This window comes from Alteromonas sp. ISO5 (assembly GCF_058105165.1).
On sequence record NZ_CM176572.1, the window covers coordinates 1052023 to 1075019 of the forward strand.

21 protein-coding genes are annotated in these 22997 nt (G+C 49.6%); 6 read left to right on the forward strand and 15 right to left on the reverse strand.

The annotated features are described in order from the left end of the window. Positions 1-163: 163 nt before the first annotated feature. From AC2T0J_RS04750 to AC2T0J_RS04765, 4 genes are all read right to left on the reverse strand, one after another. The gene (locus AC2T0J_RS04750) at positions 164-583 is read right to left on the reverse strand and encodes a VOC family protein (protein ID WP_489809019.1); all 420 of its coding nucleotides are present in this window, start codon (positions 581-583) and stop codon (positions 164-166) included. A gap of 35 nt (positions 584-618) precedes the next feature. Further along, positions 619-2001, reverse strand: coding sequence for an aldehyde dehydrogenase family protein (locus AC2T0J_RS04755; protein ID WP_489809020.1), 1383 nt, complete (start codon positions 1999-2001; stop codon positions 619-621). 96 nt (positions 2002-2097) lie between these two features. Next, positions 2098-3396 (reverse strand): adenylosuccinate synthase, encoded by a 1299-nt coding sequence (locus AC2T0J_RS04760; RefSeq protein ID WP_489809021.1) that lies wholly within the window; start codon positions 3394-3396, stop codon positions 2098-2100. A gap of 113 nt (positions 3397-3509) precedes the next feature. Beyond that, the gene (locus tag AC2T0J_RS04765; protein WP_489809022.1) at positions 3510-3698 is read right to left on the reverse strand and encodes a DUF2065 domain-containing protein; all 189 of its coding nucleotides are present in this window, start codon (positions 3696-3698) and stop codon (positions 3510-3512) included. A 309-nt stretch (positions 3699-4007) separates the two neighbouring features. Between AC2T0J_RS04765 and AC2T0J_RS04770 the strand changes: the two genes are divergently transcribed. Further along, positions 4008-4190, forward strand: coding sequence for a hypothetical protein (locus AC2T0J_RS04770; protein ID WP_489809023.1), 183 nt, complete (start codon positions 4008-4010; stop codon positions 4188-4190). 39 nt (positions 4191-4229) lie between these two features. Here the strand turns inward: AC2T0J_RS04770 and AC2T0J_RS04775 are convergent, their stop codons facing one another. Continuing rightward, positions 4230-5090, reverse strand: a complete 861-nt coding sequence (locus tag AC2T0J_RS04775) for a tetratricopeptide repeat protein (RefSeq protein WP_489809024.1) — start codon at positions 5088-5090, stop codon at positions 4230-4232. 121 nt (positions 5091-5211) lie between these two features. Between AC2T0J_RS04775 and AC2T0J_RS04780 the strand changes: the two genes are divergently transcribed. Both AC2T0J_RS04780 and AC2T0J_RS04785 read left to right on the forward strand, forming a co-directional pair. After that, a complete protein-coding gene (locus AC2T0J_RS04780; protein WP_489809025.1) occupies positions 5212-5523 on the forward strand; it encodes an Mpo1-like protein in 312 nt (103 codons plus the stop codon). Between the two features lie 25 nt (positions 5524-5548). Next, positions 5549-7612 carry a S9 family peptidase gene (locus AC2T0J_RS04785; RefSeq protein ID WP_489809026.1) on the forward strand — a complete coding sequence of 688 codons (2064 nt, stop codon included), beginning with the start codon at positions 5549-5551 and terminating at the stop codon, positions 7610-7612. A gap of 35 nt (positions 7613-7647) precedes the next feature. On the opposite strand, the gene AC2T0J_RS04790 is transcribed toward AC2T0J_RS04785, so the two are convergent. From AC2T0J_RS04790 to purE, 5 genes are all read right to left on the reverse strand, one after another. Continuing rightward, a complete protein-coding gene (locus tag AC2T0J_RS04790) occupies positions 7648-8760 on the reverse strand; it encodes a PQQ-dependent sugar dehydrogenase (RefSeq protein WP_489809027.1) in 1113 nt (370 codons plus the stop codon). Between the two features lie 28 nt (positions 8761-8788). After that, positions 8789-9259: a Dps family protein gene (locus AC2T0J_RS04795; RefSeq protein ID WP_489810434.1), complete on the reverse strand. Its 471-nt coding sequence runs from the start codon at positions 9257-9259 to the stop codon at positions 8789-8791. A gap of 86 nt (positions 9260-9345) precedes the next feature. Next, the gene (locus AC2T0J_RS04800; RefSeq protein WP_489809028.1) at positions 9346-9822 is read right to left on the reverse strand and encodes a copper chaperone PCu(A)C; all 477 of its coding nucleotides are present in this window, start codon (positions 9820-9822) and stop codon (positions 9346-9348) included. Between the two features lie 65 nt (positions 9823-9887). Next, positions 9888-11042: a 5-(carboxyamino)imidazole ribonucleotide synthase gene (locus AC2T0J_RS04805; protein ID WP_489809029.1), complete on the reverse strand. Its 1155-nt coding sequence runs from the start codon at positions 11040-11042 to the stop codon at positions 9888-9890. 2 nt (positions 11043-11044) lie between these two features. Then, positions 11045-11530 carry a 5-(carboxyamino)imidazole ribonucleotide mutase gene (purE, locus tag AC2T0J_RS04810; protein WP_489809030.1) on the reverse strand — a complete coding sequence of 162 codons (486 nt, stop codon included), beginning with the start codon at positions 11528-11530 and terminating at the stop codon, positions 11045-11047. 241 nt (positions 11531-11771) lie between these two features. Between purE and AC2T0J_RS04815 the strand changes: the two genes are divergently transcribed. Continuing rightward, positions 11772-12656: a LysR family transcriptional regulator gene (locus AC2T0J_RS04815; RefSeq protein WP_489809031.1), complete on the forward strand. Its 885-nt coding sequence runs from the start codon at positions 11772-11774 to the stop codon at positions 12654-12656. Here AC2T0J_RS04815 and AC2T0J_RS04820 read toward each other — a convergent pair. The 5 genes from AC2T0J_RS04820 to trxA all read right to left on the reverse strand — a co-directional run bounded on the left by AC2T0J_RS04820 (position 12601) and on the right by trxA (position 20095). Beyond that, positions 12601-15417: an ATP-binding protein gene (locus AC2T0J_RS04820; RefSeq protein WP_489809032.1), complete on the reverse strand. Its 2817-nt coding sequence runs from the start codon at positions 15415-15417 to the stop codon at positions 12601-12603. The two genes, AC2T0J_RS04815 and AC2T0J_RS04820, sit on opposite strands and share 56 nt — an antisense overlap. A gap of 6 nt (positions 15418-15423) precedes the next feature. Further along, complete coding sequence (locus AC2T0J_RS04825) at positions 15424-16722, reverse strand: amidohydrolase (RefSeq protein ID WP_489809033.1); 1299 nt, start codon at positions 16720-16722, stop codon at positions 15424-15426. 106 nt (positions 16723-16828) lie between these two features. Further along, positions 16829-18094, reverse strand: a complete 1266-nt coding sequence (gene rho / locus AC2T0J_RS04830; RefSeq protein WP_489809034.1) for a transcription termination factor Rho — start codon at positions 18092-18094, stop codon at positions 16829-16831. A 200-nt stretch (positions 18095-18294) separates the two neighbouring features. Further along, positions 18295-19629: a prephenate-dependent tRNA uridine(34) hydroxylase TrhP gene (trhP, locus tag AC2T0J_RS04835; RefSeq protein ID WP_489810435.1), complete on the reverse strand. Its 1335-nt coding sequence runs from the start codon at positions 19627-19629 to the stop codon at positions 18295-18297. 139 nt (positions 19630-19768) lie between these two features. Beyond that, positions 19769-20095 carry a thioredoxin TrxA gene (gene trxA, locus AC2T0J_RS04840; protein WP_105936165.1) on the reverse strand — a complete coding sequence of 109 codons (327 nt, stop codon included), beginning with the start codon at positions 20093-20095 and terminating at the stop codon, positions 19769-19771. Between the two features lie 99 nt (positions 20096-20194). Between trxA and rhlB the strand changes: the two genes are divergently transcribed. Both rhlB and AC2T0J_RS04850 read left to right on the forward strand, forming a co-directional pair. Next, complete coding sequence (rhlB, locus tag AC2T0J_RS04845; RefSeq protein WP_489809035.1) at positions 20195-21466, forward strand: ATP-dependent RNA helicase RhlB; 1272 nt, start codon at positions 20195-20197, stop codon at positions 21464-21466. A gap of 16 nt (positions 21467-21482) precedes the next feature. Then, the gene (locus tag AC2T0J_RS04850) at positions 21483-22994 is read left to right on the forward strand and encodes a Ppx/GppA phosphatase family protein (protein WP_489809036.1); all 1512 of its coding nucleotides are present in this window, start codon (positions 21483-21485) and stop codon (positions 22992-22994) included. Positions 22995-22997: the final 3 nt, after the last annotated feature.

The following is a 22997-nucleotide window of genomic DNA, read 5'->3' on the forward strand; positions in this document are numbered from 1 at the left end:
TATATGTTCAGCATAACACCAGTTGTGTTGACTACTGCTGAGTTAATTTATTCGTCTTTCCCTGAGTAACAATGGCGTGGGTTACCCATCGGGTCCTTAAATTATTACAATAACGCCATAAACAATCAGTTCCCATTATAAGGCAAGCACCTGTCGGGTTAGCTTAATCTGTCGCAAATAATTGGTGAATATCGGTAAATGCTTTGAACTCCAACGCATTACCCGCCGGATCCATAAAAAACATAGTGGCCTGTTCACCGGCCTGCCCCTTAAAACGCACATAGGGCTTAATCACAAACTCCATGTCAGTGGCGGTCAATTTATCGGCCATTGACTGCCAGTCATTCATCGTCAGCACCACACCAAAATGCGGTACCGGTACACTGTGACCATCCACAGCATTATATTCCGGGGCAGACGGCATGGCTTTAACCAGATGTGTCACCAGCTGATGCCCGGCTAAATTCCAGTCTATCCACTGCGTATCACTGCGCCCCTGCTTGCAGCCGAGTAAATCGCCGTAAAATTCGCGGGCTTTATCCAGGTTGTCCACCGGAATGGCTAAATGAAAAGGTTGTGGCATGACGATACGGCTCCTTCGTCGTTGATAACAATCAACTACAGTAACTTCTTGAGTAAAAAGCGCTTGCGGGCACTTGAAGGGGCATAACGGATAGCCACATCAAACCAGAAACTGCGTCTCATAATGCTTTTCTGATGACTGAAGGTGTCAAAACCAAACCTGCCATGATAGCGCCCCATCCCGCTATTACCCACACCGCCAAACGGCAATTGCGGGTTCGCCATAAACATCATGGTATCGTTGATACAGATACTTCCGGCACTAACCTCATCAACAAACTGCTGCTGAATTGCCGACGACTCGCTGAATAAATAGGCCGCCAGGGGTTTGTGCCTGCGTTTTATAAAATCGATGGCTTCGCTGACACTGCTAACTTCAATCACCGGCAGGACCGGCCCAAAAATCTCTTCCTGCATGACCGGCGTGTCGATGTCCGGATTTAAAATCACGGTAGGCGCTAACTTCATTTGCGCTTCATCGACCTGACCGCCAATCACTATCTCATGTCCCTCAGTGTATTGCTTTAAGCGCGTTAGATGACGCTCATTAACGATGCGCCCATAATCCTTGCTTTGCAATGGCTGATTGCCAAACTGACGGGTAATTTCCTTACCAAGTTTGTCGATGAGGGCGTTAGCACAGCTGCGCTCAACCAATACATAATCGGGCGCAATACAGGTTTGACCGGCGTTAGTCCATTTTCCCCACACGATGCGCCGCGCGGTGGTAGCGATATCGGTATTGGCATCCACCACACACGGACTTTTCCCCCCCAGCTCAAGAGTGACGGGCGTAAGATTTTGGGCCGCCGCCGCCATGACAATTTTACCAACGATTTCACCGCCAGTATAAAAGATATGATCGAAGGACAATGACAGCAATTCACTGGCAACGTCCTTATCTCCCTCAACCACCACTACGGCATCGCCATCCAGATACTTCGGAATAAGGCTGGCCATCAGTGAGGAACTCGCCGGTGCCAGTTCAGAGGGTTTGAGGAGCGCACAATTACCGGCTGCCAGTGCGGCAACAAAAGGCGCCAGTGTAAGCTGTAGCGGGTAATTCCAGGCACCTATGATCAATACTGTCCCCAGAGGCTCCGGTTGCAGATAACTGCGGGCCGGTTGTGCCAGTAACGGAGTACTGACTTTCTGGGCATTCATCCATTTTCGTAAGTGTTGCTTAGTGTGCTGTATATCGCTCAGCAGAAACCCTATTTCGGTGGTAAAAGCTTCTGCTTCACTCTTGCCCAGGTCGGTATTCAGGGCCTCAACAAACGCCGCTTCATTTTCGCTGAGCATACGTTGTAAGGCTTCCAGCTGCGCCTTTCGCCAGGCGTAGGTCCGGGTTTTCCCCAGCATAAAGGACTGCTGTAAGCGTTCAAATGCTGACACGATAGCGCCTGGTTCAATACTCACAAAACAACTCCCACAGGTACGATGTCTTCATACTAGCACTATTTCACAACAATAAAAAAACCCCGCGAAAGCGGGGTTTTTAATATTAAGCAACTTTTATGCGTCGTAAGGATGACGTACAACAATTGTTTCGTTACGGTCCGGACCGGTAGAAATAATATCCACAGGTACGCCGGTAATGGCTTCAAGGCGGGCAATATAGTTTTTAGCAGCCTGAGGCAGTGAATCATAATCGGTAACACCAAAGGTGTTATCGCTCCAGCCAGGCATTTCTTCGTAGACTGGCGTTACCAGATCGTAGCCATCAGCAGCCATAGGTGGAACGTCTTTTACATTACCGTCTTTGTCTTTATAACCCACGCAAATCTGCAGGGTTTCCAGGCCATCTAACACATCCAGCTTGGTCAGACAGAAGCCGGTGATAGAGTTGATTTGTACCGCGCGCTTCATAGCTACCGCGTCAAACCAGCCGGTGCGTCGCTTACGACCGGTGGTAGCGCCAAACTCGTGGCCTTTAACACCTAAGTGTTCGCCCACAGCATCATCCAGCTCGGTAGGAAAAGGACCAGAGCCAACACGCGTCGTATAGGCCTTAACAATACCCAACACATAATCGAGGTTCAATGGACCGAAACCGGCGCCGGTTGCTACGCCACCAACAGTGGTGTTAGAAGAAGTAACGTAAGGGTAAGTACCATGGTCGATATCCAACAGCGTGCCCTGCGCACCTTCAAACATGATAGGCAGGCCGGCTTTCTGGGCTTTATCCAGTTCGTCGGTGACATCAACCACCATCGCACGCAGGATATCAGCAACTGCCATGGCATCAGCCAGGGTCTTATCGAAATCAACCGGCTCTTCACCGTAATACTGCGTTAACGTAAAGTTGTGGATATCCAGCACTTCTTTTAACTTTGCGGCAAAATCTTCGGCATTGAAAAGATCGCCAACCCGTAAACCACGACGGGACACTTTATCTTCATAAGCCGGACCAATACCGCGACCGGTAGTACCAATAGCTTTGGCACCACGGGCCTTTTCACGCGCAACATCCAGCGCCACGTGGTAAGGCAGAATAAGCGGACAAGCTTCACTGATTTTCAGGCGTTCACGCACTGGTACACCGCGCTCTTCCAGCATGGTGACTTCAGTCATTAATGCTTCCGGGCTCAGTACCACGCCGTTACCAATGATACAGGTAACGTTTTCGCGCAGAATGCCGGATGGGATTAGATGCAGAACGGTTTTTTCACCGTCGATTACCAGTGTGTGACCTGCATTGTGTCCGCCCTGATAGCGAACAACATACTTTGCACGGTCAGTAAGCAGATCTACTACTTTACCTTTTCCCTCGTCACCCCACTGGGTGCCAAGGACCACAATATTTTTAGCCATGAGTCGAGTATGTTAAAAAATTAGGCGTGGATTCTATCAAAATTAGGGCCACTGGATCATCTGTTTTATGCACAAATATTCAGCTGACCAGTGAATATTTCGCCTGTACAGCGCTAATCCACTATAAAGTATAAGCATACTGAGCCAATCACTACCAGAGTACCGCCAATTTGGCGTAACTGGCCGGGCTCTGATTCGGCTACTTGCCGCAGGTATTGCCGCCAACGGTTTGGAATAAGCAAAGGTCCGATGCCCTCAACGATCATTACCATAGCCAGCGCCGCCCAGAACCAATTTGGCATACTTGTCTCAAAAATGCGTGTATTTGTCCTGCACTATAGCAAATAATTCGCCGCTTGCGACGCCAGACAGGCTATATTTAAGTACAACAAATCACCAAGCACAGAACAAGTTATTCCCAATCTCGGTCAGTACAGCCTGACTGTTTCTAATGACATACTGGAAGTCTATACCAACGAAGCGTGGGAGGTGGGTATGGCCAGTATGCTGGATGGAATGGCGCCCATCGCCAGGCAGTTTGAACAACGCAATTGGGCGGCCATTGTTGATTGCCAGTGCTGGGTAATGAGCCCCCGGAGAGCCAGAGTATCGTGCGGGAAGGTATTTTCAATAATATCCGCAATGGCTTAAAAAGAACGGCCTATGTGGTGGATAACAATCACATAAAACATGCCCAGCTGGAACACACTGACCCTCAAATGAAACCGGATGATCCAATTTCAAACGCCTACAAGCGCGAGTATTTTACTAACTATCTGGACGCCATAAAGTAGCTCAGAGATGAAGGCTATCAGCCCTGAGCCGCTGGGGTATTAGTACATCAGGCTGTAAACTTTACGGCGGTAACCTGACTTCAGTGAATCGCCGTCCGGCAGGGCATTGATGATATCGAGGATAAGCTTTTTCGCTTCACCAAACCCGAAGTCTTTCAATAACACGCCATAGAGCAACTCCAGCGCTTCTTCAAAGCGCTGCACCTGATAAAGCGCAACCGCTAAATCCACTTTCACCTGTAGATCATCCGGGTTGGCTTCAGCCTGTTCCTGTAATGCGCGGATCTCCGGCGTATCAGCGGCCTGTTCAGCCAGCTCCACTTTGCCCTGCAGGGTATGATAGCGCTGGTCCTGATCCACCAGCTTAATCTCTGCCAGCAATTCTTTAGCTGCCGGCACCGCGCCTGTTTCAATCAGGCAGTCAATGTAAAGATATTTGCTATCGATATTGTCCGGGTTAATTTCGTAAGCTTGTTTCGCCATGGGGAAGGCACCGCTGTAATCCCCGCTACCGATAAGTTCCGCGGCTTTAGTCAGAAACTCATCCTCCGGGCTGGGCAGGTATTTACCCAACATGGCGCGAATTTCACTTTCCGGCTGCATACCGGCAAAACCATCAACCGGCTGGGCGTCTTTAACGACCATCACGGTAGGCAGATTACGAATACCAAACTGAGCGGCTACCTGCTGCTCACGTTCGCAGTCAACACGGGCCAGTAGCAGGGTGTCGGGATAATCACCGGCAATTTTTTCCAGCACCGGTGATAACTCTTTGCAAGGCTCGTAGCCTTCGGCCCAAAAGTCGATTAAGACGATTTTTTCTTTGGAAACTTCCAGAATGATCTGCTGAAAGTTCTCTACCGTTAAATCCACGATGTTGTTCGACATCAATTGCTGCATGCTTATTTCGCCTGTTTGCTTTCGTTCTGTTGTGCTTATGAATATGGGCGCGCTGGCCTTAATTACAAGTCCTTAAAATACAAATGCTACACTATCTCTGCTAAATTACTAAGGCGATAAGATGACAACAACAAAACGCTTTACCTCATTCCGGGAATTTTACCCATACTATCTAAGTGAACATCAGAATGAGACCTGCCGACGACTGCATTTTATCGGTTCAACACTGGTACTCACCCTGCTGATAGTGAGTTTATTTACCGGGCAGTTAATGCTGCTATGGTTATTACCGGTAGCCGGTTACGGCTTTGCCTGGCTTGGCCACTTTAAATTTGAGCACAACAAACCAGCGACCTTTCGTTATCCCTTGTACAGCTTAATGGGAGACTGGGTCATGTATAAAGATATCCTGCTTGGCAGGATAAAATTCTGACGACAGTAAGCAAGGAAAAACAATAATGAACAAAACCATAAAAGCTCTGACAGCCAGCGTTATGCTGGGCTTGTCAGCCGGCGCAGCGGCTGATAGCAGCGCGCCAACTACCTTTGATTACAAAGACGTGTTTGCCCTGGAGTACGCCGCATCACCAGTATTTACGCCCGACAGCAAACACATCATTTATGAGCGTCGCAGTAACGATATTATGAACGATCGGATGCACATCAGTTTATGGCAGGTAGAGGTAAAAAGCGGCCAGCATCGTCCGCTGATTGCTGAGCATGCCAATGTGCGCAGCCCGGTACTTTCCCCCGACGGTACCAAGCTGGCCTATCTGTCCGACCGCTCCGGCTCGCAACAACTTTATGTACGCTACCTCGATAGTGGTGAAGACGCTCTATTAACGAACACGAGCTATGCTCCGGGCAATGTAGTGTGGTCGCCAGACGGACAATCGCTGGCATTTACCCAGTTTACCCCACAAGCAAACAAACCCTTATTTACCGATATGCCGGGCAAACCGGCCGGAGCCAATTGGGCAGAAACCGGTAAGTTTATTGACGACCTTAACTACCGCTCCGATGGCGCGGGCTATGTACCAGGTGGCTTTAATCAGATTTATCTGTTGCCGGTAGAAGGTGGTACCCCCCGTCAGCTAACGTTTACTGACTACCCGCTCAATGGCGATCTGAGCTTTTCAAACGATGGCACACAATTGTACTTTTCTGCCAATCCCAGCGACAACTACGCCATGGAAGTGATGAGCAGTGATATTTACAGCCTGGATATTGCATCAGGAGTGTTTAGCCAGGTCACCAGCCTCGAAGGCCCGGAGAGTGGCCCACACTTAAGTCCGGACGGCAAATACCTGGCGTTTAAACACACCACTGATCGTAAGTTGAGCTTTCAGAGCAGCGACCTATGGGTAATGCGCCTGAAAGACGGTAAGCTGACCAACCTTACCGAATCCTTTGATCGCACCACCGGACAATTTGCCTGGAGCGACGACAGCGATGAGTTGTACGTCAGTTATGAGGATGCCGGACAAACCAAAGTAGCCGCGGTCGAGCTCGACGGCGATATGGATAAGCTCAACATCACCTTAAGTGGTCAGTCTCTTGGGCGCCCTTACACCTCTGGCGAGTTTGCAGTGGCCGATAATGGCGCACTGGCTTTTGTCAGTTCCGATGGCTCGACCCCGGCAGATTTGTTTGTTCGCGAAAGGCGCGGTAGCGTAACCCGCTTAACTACACTCAATAAGGACGTACTGGGGCACCTGAAAATACCGGAGATTGAAGCCATGACCGTCACGTCTTCAGTAGATGAACGCCCGATTGACGCCTGGATGATAACCCCGCCGGATTTTGACGCAAGTAAGAAATACCCGCTTATTCTGGAGATTCATGGCGGCCCACACACAGCTTACGGCCCCAATTTCAGTGCTGAAATCCAACTTATGGCTGCCAAAGGTTACGTGGTGGTCTGGTCAAACCCGCGTGGCAGCACTTCTTATGGCGAGGACTTTGCTAATCTGATTCACCACAACTATCCATCCGAAGACTACAACGACCTGATGGATGTGGTCGACGGCGTCATAGCCAAAGGCTTTATTGATACCAACAACCTGTTTATCACCGGCGGCTCTGGTGGCGGCGTGCTCACTGCCTGGTCTGTAGGCAAAACAGATCGTTTCGCGGCAGCAGTGGTTGCCAAACCGGTCATTAACTGGATGAGTTTTGCTTTAACAGCCGATGCCTATCCTTATTTTACGCAGTACTGGATGCCGGGTATGCCGTGGGAAATACCGGATCATTTATGGGCCCACTCGCCATTATCACTGGTAGGTAACGTGACCACACCAACCATGTTACTGACCGGAGAATCGGATTACCGCACCCCGATCAGTGAATCAGAACAGTTTTATCAGGCGCTCAAACTACGAGGCGTAGATTCGGCCATGCTAAGACTACCTGGCGCGTCTCATGGCATTGCTTCCAAACCATCCCGGTTGATACAGAAGGTGGGGAATATTCTGGCGTGGTTCGAACGCTATCGCACCGAGCAGGAAACGCAGGCAGATTAAGCCACAAAAAAGGGCTACCTCGGTAGCCCTTGTTGTTAATTAGCGGGAGTTATCTGCAGTAATTTACCATTACTTTCATCGGTTAACAGATAAACCAAGCCGTTGGGGCCCACCTCTACGTCGCGTATCCGCTCGTTGCGGTCGCGCAGGTATTCGGTTTGTGACTCAACTTCACCGACCTCATTAAAACTAATGCGGCGCAGGTGGCGAAATTTCAGCGCTCCCACCAGCAAATCGCCCTGCCAGTCTTTAAACACCTCGGACGCATAGAAAGTCATACCGCTTGGGGCAATGGATGGATCCCAGTACAGCACGGGCTGCTCCATGCCTTCCTGCTCCGTTTTATCGGAAATAATACTGCCGTTGTAATCAATCCCATAAGTAATTACCGGCCAGCCGTAATTATTACCGGTTTTGATCAAGTTAATTTCATCACCGCCTTTCGGACCGTGTTCCATAGCCCAGACTTCACCGGTTTGCGGGTGTACCGTTAACCCCTGGACATTTCGATGACCGTAACTGAATACTTCCGGTGCACCACCCTCTACAAACGGGTTGTCTTGTGGCACATCACCATTACGCTTAATGCGTACAATCTTGCCAAAGTGATTGTTGGTATTCTGCGCTTCTTTCATGTATTTATAGCGATCTCCCAGGGTCACAAACAAATACTCATCTTTGTCGAAAGCCAGGCGACAGCCAAAATGGAAGCCATTACTGACCACTGAATCGGCCACAAAAATATCTTTTACATTGGTCAGGCTGGTGCCATTGAGCGTGGCACTCGCTACACTGGAGCTGCTGCCACCGTCGGTTGGTCGCGAGTAACAAAAATACACCGTGTGGTTACTGGCAAAATCAGGATCGACTGTGATGTCCAGCAAACCGCCCTGATTATCGGCAGCCACGTCGGGTACGCCGCTTAACGGCTTACTCAGCCCGGTGGCAAAATTAAACCTGCGAATTTGCCCGCTTCGTTCGGTGATCAGCATCTCGCCTGAGGGAAGGAAAGTCATCCCCCAGGGGTGGTCCAAACCAGTCGCTAACTCATTCACGTTTAGTGTTTCTGTCGCCTGGCTGCTAAACGCAACAGCACCGGCAAAGGCCAGTGCTGTGAACGTTGCAACCTTATGCAGAGGTCGCTTCATAGGTCGTCTCTTGTTGTTTTAAAAAATGTTATTGCACCATTGCGCGTAACATCCAGGCGGTTTTTTCATGTACACGCATGCGGTCAGAAATCAATGCTACAGAGGACTCATCATCCGCCTGCTGAGCCAGTTTCAATGCTTCACGACAGGTTTTGACTACCTGCTCATGGGCATGGGTCAGTAATTGCACCATTTCGCTGGCTTCCGGCACACCTTCTACTTCCTCAATAGCACTTAGCTCGGCAAAAGCCTTGTAAGTACCGGGGGCTGCAATCCCCAGGGTACGAATACGTTCTGCAATATCATCTACCGCGACAGCAAGCTCGGTGTAATGCTCTTCAAACATCAGGTGCAACTCGCGGAATTGCGGACCGATCACATTCCAGTGGAAATTATGCGTTTGCAGATACAGAGTATAGGAATCTGCCAGTAATTTCTTTAATCCGTGGGCAACCGCTTCGCGATCTGCTTCCGCAATACCGATATCAATCTTGCTCATCATAAACTCCTTGGTTTATTCCAATTATAGTATTCATAACAATAATACACTGATTTGGATTACATGCGTTTTACAGCGACCCGTTGTCAGTGGTGGTGGTGTCCATCCTGTTTGCCCTGCTCACCCACGGTAACTTCTACCGTTTTGCTACGCTGGTCAGCGAAATGCAACGTCAGATTAAACTTATTGCCTTTTGTCAGGGGATTAACCAGCCCCATAAGCATTACATGGTAGCCGCCGGGCTTAAATTCAACCATGTCATTGGGCCCAACATCGATGCCATCGGTTACTTGTCGCATTCTCATCATGTCGCCTTCCATCACCGTGGTATGGATCTGTGCTTCGCTGGCAATGTCTGCCGGCACACTAACGCCGATTAAGGTAAAGGCACTATCGCCATGGTTCATCAGGGTAAGGTAAACGGCTGCGGTGGTAGCCATGGCAAACGTCGCCCGGGCATTGGCGTTGTGCACCATTACACCGTGCGCCACTTTCGCCGTAGCAGGTAAAGCCAGTTGCAAGCCCAGCGCCAGCACAAGACATTTCCAGTAACGATTAATCATTGTTGTCACTCCTGTAACTTTACAGCAAAAAAGACCCCACTATTGGTGAGGTCCTAAAGGTTATTTTAGCTTACTGATGTCAGCCGGTTAGCTTCATCAATCAGGCAGGGAAAATGTGCCAGCGAAAGATACTCACTGAGCTTTTGCAGTTTACTGCCCAGCTCAGCGTAGCTCGCCGCTGTCACATTGATATGCCCCATTTTGCGCTTTTGACGCACAGATTTGCCATACCAGTGGAAATGCACACCAGGCACGCTTAACAGCGCCATCTGATGGTCGTCGCAACCAATGATATTGATCATTGCGCTGACAGCCGCTTCGCCACCGGTATTACAGGCAAGACCCAAAGGTAAATCAAGTACTGCCCGTAAATGATTCTCAAACTGACTGGTAGGTGAGCCAGCCTGACTCCAGTGCCCTGAATTATGTACCCGCGGGGCCAGTTCATTAACCAGCAGTTCGTCGCCATACTGGAATAGCTCAACCGCCAGTACACCAACATAGTCCATGCCATTAACCAACTTGGTAAAGATGTCTCTGGCCTGGTCGGTTAACGCCGCACTGCTGGCCGTTGCCGGTGCCACCGACACATGTAGTTGACCTTCTTGATGGAGATTTTCCGCCAGTGGATAGACTACCACCTCACCGCTTGGGCTGCGTGCCCCGATCAGCGATACCTCGCGGTCGAAATTAAGCATCTTCTCTACCACCAGAGGCACGGCTTCCAGATCCAGCTCAGCTAACTGAGACTTGAGCGCTGGTAAATCACTGGCCGCTTTTAAGCGCCACTGGCCATAGCCATCATAGCCATCACGACTGGCTTTAATGATCAGGCGCTCGCCAAGGTTCTCAACACAACTGTCCAGTTGTGCCAGGTCGTCGACTATCTGGTAGGGACAATTCGGGATAGACAGACCGCTCAGTAATTGTTTTTCTCGTACCCGGTCGGCTCCCACCAGGATAGCATCGATCCCCGGATACAATTTACCCGAGGCTTCTGCCTGTTGCAGTAAAGCCTCAGGGACATGCTCAAACTCGACAGTCAGCGCGTCTGCCAGTTCAATGGCCTGCTCGAGGGTATAATCCATCGATGCCTTACTGACCGGATGAACCACTGTGTTATTGCTTACATCCACTGCCATAACATTGATGTCCAGCGCCGCCCCATCAAGATACATCATTTGTGCCAGTTGTCCGGCACCGTATACCAGCACCTGCATTGTTACAGCTCCAGTTTACCGTTAACTAAGACCGTGTCAGTTTGTTGCTGGCGAAAGGCAATAATTGCTTCTCTGACCGCCGGGTCTTGTAAGGCTACCACCTGAGCAGCCAGCAATCCGGCGTTTGCTGCACCGGCTTCACCTATCGCCAGGGTACCAACGGCGACGCCTTTTGGCATCTGCACGATAGATAATAAAGAGTCCATGCCATTTAATGCTTTGGACTGCACCGGGCATCCGAATACCGGTAAGTGTGTGTGCGCGGCAATCATGCCAGGTAAATGGGCTGCCCCGCCGGCACCGGCAATAATGGCACAAAAGCCATTCTGCTCTGCCTGCTCGGCAAATTCGACTAACAGATTAGGAGTGCGGTGGGCCGAGACAACCTGAGCCTCAAATTCAACACCGAATTGTTTGAGCATTACTGCCGCGTTTTGCATTGTTGGCCAATCCGAAGTCGACCCCATCACAATTGCGATTTTCGCCATTTTGCCGTCCTCTCAGACTTTGCGTTTACTAATCCGCTTAACTCGTGGTTGAGCAGTGCTTGAAAAGCGGCCGATATTAGCTCATTTTGCCCCGTTTGCCCATAGTAAGCGTCTATTTGTGGTCAATTACAAACAACCTGTAAACGGATATTTCCTCCGTATTAACGCAACCCGGCAAATATAGATAGAGATAAATGGGTTTTTAGTATATTTTTACGAAAACGCTTTCATGGGATGCTTTATGAATACATTGACGTTCAGACTACTTGAAGTTTTTCAGCAGGTTGTTGATTGTGGCTCGGTGACCGCAGCTTCTAATGCCCTGCAACTATCACAGCCTACCGTGTCACTTCAGCTTAAAAAACTAAACAGCATTATTGGTCTCCCCCTGATTGAGCACTTTCAGGGCAGCGTGCAACTCACTGAAGCCGGCGCTGCCGTATACCGTTGCGCTCAGGAGATATTGTCTTCTAAGGATAAACTTAAAAGCCAAATCAGCGCCTTGCAGGGCGTGGAAGTTGGCTCTCTTAAACTGGCGGTAGTCACCACTGCCAAATACATCATTCCGCCAATGCTCAGCCCGTTTTGCAAACAACACCCTAATATCGATGTGCGCTTTACCGTGGGTAACCGCGAACAGATTGTCGAGCGTCTGATGCAAAACCGTGATGACTTATATATTTTCACCTATCCGCCTGAAGATGATGATTTGGTCTGCGAGCCGTTTCTGGTCAATCCGCTGCTAGTGATTGCCCCGCCGGATTACGATGGCCCGGACAACTGCAGGTTACCCGACCTGCAAAACGCCAAGTTCCTGCTTAGAGAAAAAGGCAGTGGTACCCGCCGCACACTGGATGAGTACTGCGACAAACATGATGTGCTGTTACGCAATACGATGGTGATTGAGAGTAATGAGGCGATTCGGTTAGCCGTTTCTGCCGGGTTAGGTCTGGCGGTGCTGTCTCAGCATACGCTCGATCAGTCTGCCATCGACAGCGTTAAAGTGCTTAATATCAAAGACTTCCCAATACAAAGCACCTGGCAGGTAGTGACCAACCGCCGTCGCCCAATTAGTCTGTCGGCCCAGGCGTTTCGTCAGTCGTTGCTTGATAACCCACATACTTAATCAGCATTGTAAATAAGCTGGTGCGCCGCACCGGCTTACTTAAGTAATCACTCATTCCGGCACTCAGACAGGCTTTGCGGTCATCATCAAAGGCATTGGCGGTCAGGGCAATAATGGGGATGCCGGATTTATCACCGGGCAAGTCGCGAATCGCCCGGGTCGCTGAAAAGCCATCCATCACCGGCATCTGACAATCCATTAAAACCAAATCAAAATCGACCTTAGGGATGACTTCCAGCGCCTCAGCTCCGTCTTTGGCACGAAGACATTTAACCCCCGCATCCTTGAGCATATCGAGGATAATTTCAGCATTAATGTCATTATCTTCTACCACCAGAATTTTTAAGCCTTCAGGGAGCGTTAACGAGGCCTGCTCCGGCGCCTGCTCAACCTGGGCTGAAGCCGGTAGTGGTAACCTAACAATAAATTCACTGCCCTGTTGTTGCTCACTGTTCAGCTCAATAGTACCGCCCATTAAATCAATCAGCTTGCTGGTAATCGATAACCCCAGCCCGGTGCCACTGAATTGTCTGGAGCTGGACGCATCGGCCTGAACAAACTGTTCGAAGATAGTCTGCTGCTCAGCTTTATTAATCCCTATACCGGAGTCTTTGACGGCCATTATGAGTGCGCCATCCTGGTAAGTAACCTTAATGATAACACCGCCAATAGCGGTAAATTTTACGGCGTTACTCAACAGGTTATTTAAGATCTGGCTTAATTTACCGGCATCGCCAAGCAAAAACGAGGGGATGTTGTTATCCCAGACCACGTCCAGGCTCAAGTGTTTACGACTCGCTGCCTGACGATGAATCTCGGCACAAGCCTGAATAATCTGTTGTGGTGAAAAGGGGTGGCGGGTTACTTTCATTTTACCCGCTTCAATTTTCGACCAGTCCAGAATACTGTCGAGGATCAGCAGCAAATTATTAGCCGACTGCACGACTACCTGAATTCGCCGCCTGACAACATCCGGTAAGGATTGTTCAAGCAGGTTTTCACAGGTGCCAAGAATACCGTTCATAGGAGTGCGGATCTCATGGGACATATTGGCCAGAAACTGTGATTTCGACACATTAGCCGCTTCGGCCTGAGCCAGCGCCTGAATTAACGAAGCAGTTTTCTCTTCTACCCGTTCAGTAAGGGTGAGATTGAGCTTTTCCAGTTCTTCATTAAGGCTCCGTTGGCGCTGGCGTGAGGTGGAAAGTTCATTAAAAGCACTCACCAGACGTTCCCCCAACTCGCTAAATTCTATCGCCAGCCCGGATATCTCTTTTAGCTGCAAGCGATTGTGACTGAATGACGACGTTGGCACCGGTGATTCCGGAGAATAACCGGCGAAGGTTTTCATTAACTCGCCAAGCGGCCGGGAAAAAATCTGTGCCACCCGTCCACCGACAATAATCCCCACCAGCGCCAGCACAAGAAGCAGAAATAGCGCCCAGCGAACAGAATCTGTGCTCATTGCCATATAGCTGTTGTTTTCAAACAACATGGTGACAGTCCAATTCGAGAGCGGATCCCGCGATTGCGCGATAAACCAGTCCCGCGCCAGCGCGTGCTGACGTAAAAAACAACTATCCTGATCACAGCCTGGTAACTCGGGGCGTTGTAATGCTTCGAGTCTGAGCTCCGGCGAAGCATAAACCACTTTGCCTGCTTCATCCCGGTAAATCGTCCAAAAGCCCGGCAGGTTGCGACTATCGTATTCAATAAAGCTGCTAAGATTGAGCGACCCTTCGAGGATACCTATGAGATTGCCTTCTCCGTCGTAAAGCGGACTGGCAATGGCCACAATGGGGTCGTTACCAAAACCACGTCCCTGAAACGCCTGTGAGACAAAGGTCGATTGGGTCTGCATGGCCTGAACGAAATAATCGCGCTCAGTCACAACGGCCTGATTCAGTCGTTTCGCCCTGTTCAGCAGGTTGGTCGGGTAAGAATGGGTAACGGCGCCTTTTTCATCGGCAATCAAAAAAGTGAGAAACTCAGGAAACGCCTGGGCCAGGTTCGAAAGTGTTTCATCAGCGATAGCTGATAACGGAGCACCGTGCTGCTGTGCAATAGCCATCGACCTGGCCGTATTGCTGATAGCGCCGGCATGACCATCGAGAAAGCGACTTAGCTCGGTGCTCATCACCTGCGCCCGTTGGGTCATATATAATGTTAATTGTTGCGCTTGTTGACGTTGTAACTGGCCAACGTGTACATAAGTCATAATCAGTACAACAAAGAAAAACAGTGTGGCAAACATATAGCGAAACAGGGTCTCTACATTGAAGTGAAGCTCGTTTCCCACAGGCAAATAACGCAGCAGCGTGATAAACAACAAATGGCCAAACAAACAGGAAAAAATACCGCTTAACCAGGTAATGGAATACGTCGTAAAGGCCATAGTGGGAGAACCATTGTAGGTTGCATAAGCAAGCACAATATAACCAGTCACAATCAGTCCGCTCCACCAGCCAACCCCAAGTTTTAACGGACTTAGCGCATCATCCTTGTTCGATAGTGCATTCACCAACAAAGGTTGCACGGCCAGAAAGACAATCATAAAAGGGTCGTTGCCATGCACCAGCAACGCAGCATACACGGCAGTAGTCACCACCAGTGTCAGGGGAAAAGAAAGCAATAAGGCGGCAGCGATGGCGAAACCACCACCAAAAAATACCACCCCGCCAGTTTCCAGCGGGGCGGGGATTAGATTAACCGCAACTCCGGCTAGCGCCAGAGCCAGCGCCTGCAGCAATCTGTTTTCCATAGGGGGTTATTCTGCGTGAGCATCCATATAATCAAGTGTCAGGTTGGTAAGTACCCGAACACCCAGCTTCATCCCGGCATCGTCTACATAAAACTCCGAGGTATGGTGAGCAGGCGAATCTTCCACCGACACATCCAGCGGTTTACCACCGAGCCACATAAATAAACCCGGCACTTTTTCCTGGTAGAAAGAAAAATCCTCGGCACCGGTAACCGGTTTAGCAAGCAGGGTATTTTGCTTGCCTGCCGTCCGCTCCACGGTGGGGATCATTTGTGCCGTTAATTCCGGGTCGTTATAGGTAATAGGATAATTATAGTCCAGTGGCAGGGTAAGCTCGGCCTTAGCCCCCATGCTGTCAGCAATGCCTTTAACCTTACGAGCCATGGCTTCGTAAACGTGTTCACGGGCAGCATGATTAAGGGTACGAATGGTACCAACCAGTTCAACCTCGTTTGGAATAATATTCGAGCGGTTACCGCCGTGGATCGAACCAATGGTTACCACAGCAGCATCATCAATGATTTTCAGCTCACGGCTAACAATGGTTTGCAGCGACATGATCATCTGTGCGGCAGTGGTAATGGGGTCGACACTCTTCCACGGGTAAGCCCCATGGGCCTGCTTACCATGGATTACTATTTTAAACGGGTCCACCGCAGCCATGGTGCCACCAGGATTATAGCTGACCGTGCCGATGTCGTTATTAGCGCTGATATGCAGGCCAAAAATGACGTCCACGTCCGGGCTTTTTAACACCCCCTCGTCTACCATCACTTCTGCACCACCTTTCTCACCGGCCGGCGCGCCCTCTTCAGCAGGCTGGAAAATAAACTTCACCTTGCCACGCAGCTTATCTTTCATTGAAGTTAACACCGACGCTGCCCCCATCAGCATAGCCATGTGGGTATCGTGACCACAGGCATGCATAACCGGCACATCATTACCATTGTATTCGCCACGCTGTGCAGAGCGCCAGGGCAGAGTATTTTCCTCGGGCACCGGTAAGCCATCCATATCGGCTCTTAATGCCACCACCGGGCCAGGCCGGCCACTATCCAAAATAGCTACTACACCGGTTTTGGCGACACCAGTCTGAACCTCGAGATTTAGCGAGCGCAGATGCCTGGCAACGTACTCGGCAGTTTTAAACTCGCGATTGGATAACTCCGGATACTCATGCAAATGGTGACGCCAGCTAATCACCTCACTCTCAATGTTACTGGCCAACCGATCCACTTCATTAGACTGGGCAAAAGCAGACAGGGAAAAAAGAGGCAGCAGGGCAGCAAGTACGACGCAACGCATAGTGTTATCCATAAAATTACAATCACTTTACACTACCCCGTCTGATGAAAAATCACAAAAAAAAACCGCTGTCAGACAGCGGTTTTTAAAAAGTATAATCTAATGATTAACTTCTCTGGCGCTTCATCGCATCGAAGAACTCATCATTGGTCTTGGTCATGGAGAGTTTATTGATAAGGAATTCCATGGCATCAATTTCTGACATTTCATGCACAATCTTGCGCAGGATCCACATCTTCTGCAATTCCTCCTGACCGGTGAGTAACTCTTCACGACGAGTACCTGAGCGGTTAAAGTCGATAGCCGGGAACACACGCTTTTCAGCAATCTTACGATTAAGGTGCAATTCCATGTTACCGGTACCTTTAAACTCTTCGTAGATAACTTCATCCATTTTAGAGCCGGTATCAATCAGTGCGGTCGCGATGATGGTTAAGCTTCCACCTTCTTCCACGTTACGGGCGGCACCAAAGAAACGCTTGGGTTTGTGCAGTGCGTTAGCATCCACACCACCAGTAAGCACTTTACCTGATGACGGAATAACGGTGTTATAAGCACGCGCCAGACGAGTAATTGAATCGAGCAGGATAACCACGTCTTTTTTGTGCTCAACCAGGCGTTTCGCCTTCTCGATGACCATTTCGGCAACCTGCACGTGACGGCTGGCTGGCTCATCGAACGTTGAAGCAACGACTTCACCACGCACCAGACGGTGCATTTCAGTAACTTCTTCCGGACGTTCATCAATAAGCAACACCATCAGTTCACACTCAGGGTGGTTAGCCGCAATGGACTGGGCAATATTTTGTAGTAATAAGGTTTTACCCGCTTTGGGTGGCGCAACAATCAGACCACGCTGGCCGCGACCAATTGGCGATGCCAGATCTAATACGCGAGCGGTAATATCTTCGGAGGAACCATTACCTCGTTCCATCCGTAGCCGGTCATTGGCATGCAGTGGGGTTAAGTTTTCAAACAGGATTTTATTGCGGGAATTTTCTGGCTTATCGAAGTTGACTTCGCGGATTTTTAACAGGGCAAAATAACGCTCACTGTCTTTCGGCGGGCGAATTTTCCCGGCAATGGTATCACCCGTGCGCAGGTTAAAGCGTCTGATCTGGCTGGGTGAAACATATATATCATCTGGCCCCGCGAGATAGGAAGAGTCAGCAGAGCGGAGGAAGCCGAAGCCGTCCTGGAGGATTTCCAGTACGCCGTCGCCAAAAATGTCTTCGCCACTTTTCGCGTGGGATTTTAGAATCGAGAAAATAATGTCTTGTTTTCTCGCCCGGGCCATATTTTCGAGGCCCATTTCTTCGGCAAGGGCCACCAATTCACTGATTGGCTTATTCTTAAGTTCCGTTAGATTCATACTGGTGGGTCTTTGTGCTTGAACGTCTTTTTGGGAAATTCGTTAATTAATAAGAATAGTGCTTGAGCCCGGAGGAGGGCTAGTAAGGATGCTAGGCTAGCCTAGACTCAGTAAAGGTAGCACCATATTTTACTATCGTCCAGACTAAATCCTGTAAATGTTAAAAAAAGATTGCGAAACGCTCATAATCCTTCTTTCGTCTAGGCCGTTCCCGGCTGTGGTTGCTCAACACACCGTAACAGCATGGCCATCTCAGGTGAGAGACCCTGAACCGCCGGGATCTTTACCTTATAACCACTGCCAGGCGCTACCACTAACACTTCGCCCTGCTGAGAGAGCAACCTTTCAAGGGCAATCACAGTATTCCCTGCCGGCGTCATAACTTCCAGTTTATCGTTGACGCTAAACCGGTTTTTCACTTCTACGTACCACCAGTCGCTGTCACCATGGGTAACCTCTCCTACCAGCTGGCGTGTATCACTGGCTGAATTGCCCCGAGCATATTGCTGATAATCCTGGTGGTTATGACGCTGTAGAAAACCATCGGTATAACCCCGGTTAGCCAGATGCTCCAGTTCCAGAAACCAGTCGGCATCGAATGCTTCGCCTCGCCACGCTGCATCAATGGCCTTACGATAAACCTGTGCCGTGCGCGCGCAGTAATAAAAGGACTTGGTACGGCCTTCTATTTTCAGCGAGTCCACCCCAATCTCCACCAAACGCTGTACATGCTGAATGGCCCGTAAGTCGCGAGAGTTCATAATATATGTACCGTGCTCGTCTTCAAAAGCCGCCATGGGCTCATCGGGGCGCTGGGGTTCAGTTAGCAAGAACGCCTGGTCAGTAGGTGTGCCAATACCCAGGGTTGGCTCAACCGCATCCCGGGCCGGAATAAACTGCCCCACTTCATTATCCACTGCCGCTTCGGCTTTATATTCCCAGCGACAAGCGTTAGTGCAGGCCCCCTGATTAGGATCCCGTTTGTTTATATAGCCGGATAATAAACAACGTCCCGAGTACGCCATGCACAAGGCACCATGCACGAATACCTCAAGCTCGATATCCGGACACCGCTGACGAATTTCTTCGATTTCATTCAATCCCAGTTCCCGCGACAGGATAACCCGCTTGATCCCCTGTTGCTGCCAGAACTTTACTGCCGCCCAATTCACGGCATTGGCCTGTACTGACAGGTGAACAGGCAAGTCCGGAAAAGATTCACGAGTGAGCATTATTATGCCCGGGTCGGACATGATCATAGCATCGGGCTGTAAGGCAGCAACAGGTGCCAGGTCTTGCACGAATGTTTTTAATTTGGTGTTGTGCGGGGCAATATTATTAACGATATACAGTTGCTTATGATGAGCACTGGTGTAATCCCTGGCTTCCTGCAATTTGGCAAGGGTAAATTCATTGTTACGTACTCGCAGTGAATAACGGGGCTGACCGGCATACACCGCATCGGCGCCATAATGCAGTGCATATCTCAGATTTTTCATCGACCCGGCGGGTGACAGTAATTCAGGTTTTCGCATAACGTTAAGGTAACCGGTTAAAAAGCGCTGAAGCTTAACCAACGGTTGCAGCAAGGGTATTAACCGAGATCAAACAAAGCGTTTTTGAGGCACAAAAAAACCGGCCTCAGCCGGTTTTCTCAGTACAATTTACACCGTATCAGATGTTTTCGTTCAAAAACTCAGTCAGCTGTGCTTTTGACAGTGCACCCACTTTAGTGGCTGCAACATTACCACCTTTAAACAGCAACAACGTTGGGATACCACGAATACCGTATTTCGGCGGAGTTTCATTATTTTCATCGACATTCAGCTTGCCAACTGTTAACTTTCCTTCAAAGTCGGTTGCGACCTCTTCCAGAATAGGGGCAATCATTTTACACGGGCCACACCATTCAGCCCAGAAGTCAACCAGCACAGGACCTTCAGCATTGATAACATCTGCTTCGAACTTATCGTCAGTCAACTGGATAATTTTGTCGCTCATTCTTTTCTCCGTAATTGGTCTGTCGCTGAATTGTTCAGCTCTACCATAAGTGTTATATAGAAACTGTTTTTTAATGCAAGCACTGATAAGCTATAAGCTATGCAAACAACTCATTTAACCGAAACACATTTTTCCGATTTACCCATCAATGGCAAAGTCATTGATGCCTTAAATGCTGCAAATTATACGCATTGTACACCAATTCAGGCGCTAAGCTTACCTCCTTTGTTAGAAGGTAATGACATAGCCGGCCAGGCCCAAACCGGAACGGGTAAAACCATGGCATTTCTGGTCGCCACTTTCCACCATATTTTGAGCCGGGAACCAAATCCTGACGGTCAAAAGGAAGGACCAAAAGCCATTATTATGGCACCCACACGGGAACTTGCCGTACAAATTTACAATGATGCAGAACTACTTAGTAAGCATACAGGGCTTTCACTTGCACTCATTTATGGGGGTGAAGGTTACCAAAGTCAACGCGAAACTTTGCAGGATGGGGTAGATATCGTTATTGGTACGACGGGCCGCATACTGGATTATTACAAGCAAGGCGTGTTCTCGCTGCAAAATATCCAGGTCGCTGTGCTCGATGAAGCCGATCGTATGTTCGACCTGGGCTTCATTAAGGATATTCGCTTTTTATTCCGCCGTATGCCGCCAGCTGCTGAGCGTCTGAGCATGCTGTTTTCAGCCACTTTAAGCTACCGTGTGCAGGAACTGGCTTACGAACACATGAACAACCCTACTCACGTACAGGTTGAAGCGCAGCAAATGACCGCCAGTCGCGTTTCCGAAGAATTATTTTACCCGTCAGACGACGATAAAATAAAGCTGCTGCTAACCCTGATGGAAGAAGAATGGCCGGACAAAGCCATTGTATTTTCTAACACCAAGCATGGCTGTGAGCGCGTTGCCGACTGGCTGGAAGCCGACGGTCACCGGGTCGGTCTGTTGAGCGGCGATGTGCCGCAGAAAAAACGCCTGGGTATTCTGGAAGACTTTACCGGCGGCAAACTGGACATTCTGGTTGCCACCGATGTAGCAGCCAGAGGCCTGCATATCGAAGCCGTTTCCCACGTTTTCAACTATGATTTGCCCGACGACCCGGAAGATTACGTACACCGTATTGGTCGTACCGGGCGGGCCGGAAAGAGCGGTGTGGCAATTAGCTTTGCCTGTGAAAAATACGCGCTCAATTTGCCGGGTATCGAAAGCTACATTCAGCATGCGATTCCGGTTACTGAATATGTGCAGGATGCACTGCTCGATGATGTAAAAGCGCCTAAACCGCGCCAGCGTCGTCAGAATCGTCGCCCTTCATCACGACGTACTGGTTCAGGCAAGCGCCCACAGCATAAAAAGAATTAATATCGCAGTAAACGTTATGCAACCACAAACCGATTTTGACGCCAAGACGCTTGGCGAATACTACGCCGCCGTTGACCTCGGGTCGAACAGCTTTCATATGGTGGTTGTCCATGTTGTCAATGGCAGCGTACAGATCATCGGTAAGGTAAAACAAAAGGTCCGCCTGGCGGCCGGCCTCGACAAAGATATGGTCCTCAGTGAAGAAGCCATGCAACGGGGCTGGAACTGTTTGCAGACGTTTGCTGAACGATTACAGGACATTCCGGCCTCTAATATACGGATAGTTGCCACTGCGACGTTACGTCTGGCAGTTAATGCTCAGACTTTTATAGATGAAGCAGAGAAAATCCTTCGCCACCAGCTCGAGGTAATCCCTGGCGAAGAAGAGGCCAGGCAGATTTATCTTGGCGTTGCCTATACGTCAGCTAATCAGGGCAACTCCCTGGTGATTGATATTGGCGGGGCCAGTACCGAAATTATCATCGGAAATGACATGCAGCCTATCCATATGGTCAGCCTCGATATGGGCTGTGTAACCTTTATGGAACGTTATTTCCTCGACGGCGAGCTTTCCGAAGCCAACTTCCAGCGTGCCAAAGAAGCCGCCTATGAACTGCTTGACCCGGTTGCCGATGCTTTTCTTTGCTTTGACTGGCAAAACTGTCTGGGCGCGTCCGGTACGCCACAGGCGATTACCGAGATCCTGGTAAAACAGGGGATCAGTGATGCTATTCGGATTGACTATCTGTATAACCTCAGGCAGCAGTGTATTGATTGTGGCAATCTGAAAGATTTGGTGATTGATGGTCTTGAACCCAATCGGCAACCCATTTTTCCGAGTGGCCTGACTATCCTGCTGGCTTTGTTTGAGCGATTGAAAATTCGCACCATGAATATTTCCGGCGGTGCGCTCCGCGAAGGATTGATTTATGGCATGCTGGATAATCTTAAACATAACGATCGCCGCACTCAGACATTAAATACTGCCATCCGCCGTTACCATATCGATAAGCCCCATGCGGTAAACGTGAAGCAACTGGCGATCAATTTGTGTAAGCAACTCTGTCAGCAGTCAACGTTTTGTCATCTGGACACCGAAACGGTGCTGGATGCAGCTGCCATGCTGCACGAAATTGGCTTACATATTGAGTATAAGAAGCACCATGAACACGGTGCTTATATTCTTAATTATATTGATTTACCCGGCTATACCCGTTTACAACGGGCCGCCATCCGAGATCTGGTGGGCGCTCATCGTCAGGCTATCGATTTGCAGCCTTTTGCTCTGTATCACGAGGACGTAAAGCCCATGCTGGAGGGTTTACTGCGGATCCTGCGGATTGCGGTAGTTGTCTGTTTACGCCGCCATCAGCAACATATTCCTGCCATTGAGCTGGATGTCGACGGCCTCGACTGGACGCTGACATTTCCGGAAAAGTGGCTCAAAAAGCATCCGCTCATTAATGCGGAGCTGGTTAACGAAGCCTGGTTACAGCACAAAGCAGGCTGGCACCTGACCTGCAGGTAGGGC

Excerpts from the sequence above, each read along its gene's own strand:
- AC2T0J_RS04750 (WP_489809019.1), bottom strand. The coding sequence starts at position 583 with ATGCCACAACCTTTTCATTTAGCCATTCCGGTGGACAACCTGGATAAA.
- AC2T0J_RS04760 (WP_489809021.1), bottom strand. The coding sequence starts at position 3,396 with ATGGCTAAAAATATTGTGGTCCTTGGCACCCAGTGGGGTGACGAGGGA.
- AC2T0J_RS04765 (WP_489809022.1), bottom strand. The coding sequence starts at position 3,698 with ATGCCAAATTGGTTCTGGGCGGCGCTGGCTATGGTAATGATCGTTGAG.
- AC2T0J_RS04775 (WP_489809024.1), bottom strand. The coding sequence starts at position 5,090 with ATGCAGCAATTGATGTCGAACAACATCGTGGATTTAACGGTAGAGAAC.
- AC2T0J_RS04780 (WP_489809025.1), top strand. The coding sequence starts at position 5,212 with ATGACAACAACAAAACGCTTTACCTCATTCCGGGAATTTTACCCATAC.
- AC2T0J_RS04785 (WP_489809026.1), top strand. The coding sequence starts at position 5,549 with ATGAACAAAACCATAAAAGCTCTGACAGCCAGCGTTATGCTGGGCTTG.
- AC2T0J_RS04790 (WP_489809027.1), bottom strand. The coding sequence starts at position 8,760 with ATGAAGCGACCTCTGCATAAGGTTGCAACGTTCACAGCACTGGCCTTT.
- AC2T0J_RS04795 (WP_489810434.1), bottom strand. The coding sequence starts at position 9,259 with ATGAGCAAGATTGATATCGGTATTGCGGAAGCAGATCGCGAAGCGGTT.
- AC2T0J_RS04800 (WP_489809028.1), bottom strand. The coding sequence starts at position 9,822 with ATGATTAATCGTTACTGGAAATGTCTTGTGCTGGCGCTGGGCTTGCAA.
- AC2T0J_RS04805 (WP_489809029.1), bottom strand. The coding sequence starts at position 11,042 with ATGCAGGTGCTGGTATACGGTGCCGGACAACTGGCACAAATGATGTAT.
- purE (WP_489809030.1), bottom strand. The coding sequence starts at position 11,530 with ATGGCGAAAATCGCAATTGTGATGGGGTCGACTTCGGATTGGCCAACA.
- AC2T0J_RS04815 (WP_489809031.1), top strand. The coding sequence starts at position 11,772 with ATGAATACATTGACGTTCAGACTACTTGAAGTTTTTCAGCAGGTTGTT.
- AC2T0J_RS04820 (WP_489809032.1), bottom strand. The coding sequence starts at position 15,417 with ATGGAAAACAGATTGCTGCAGGCGCTGGCTCTGGCGCTAGCCGGAGTT.
- AC2T0J_RS04825 (WP_489809033.1), bottom strand. The coding sequence starts at position 16,722 with ATGCGTTGCGTCGTACTTGCTGCCCTGCTGCCTCTTTTTTCCCTGTCT.
- rho (WP_489809034.1), bottom strand. The coding sequence starts at position 18,094 with ATGAATCTAACGGAACTTAAGAATAAGCCAATCAGTGAATTGGTGGCC.
- trhP (WP_489810435.1), bottom strand. The coding sequence starts at position 19,629 with ATGCGAAAACCTGAATTACTGTCACCCGCCGGGTCGATGAAAAATCTG.
- trxA (WP_105936165.1), bottom strand. The coding sequence starts at position 20,095 with ATGAGCGACAAAATTATCCAGTTGACTGACGATAAGTTCGAAGCAGAT.
- rhlB (WP_489809035.1), top strand. The coding sequence starts at position 20,195 with ATGCAAACAACTCATTTAACCGAAACACATTTTTCCGATTTACCCATC.
- AC2T0J_RS04850 (WP_489809036.1), top strand. The coding sequence starts at position 21,483 with ATGCAACCACAAACCGATTTTGACGCCAAGACGCTTGGCGAATACTAC.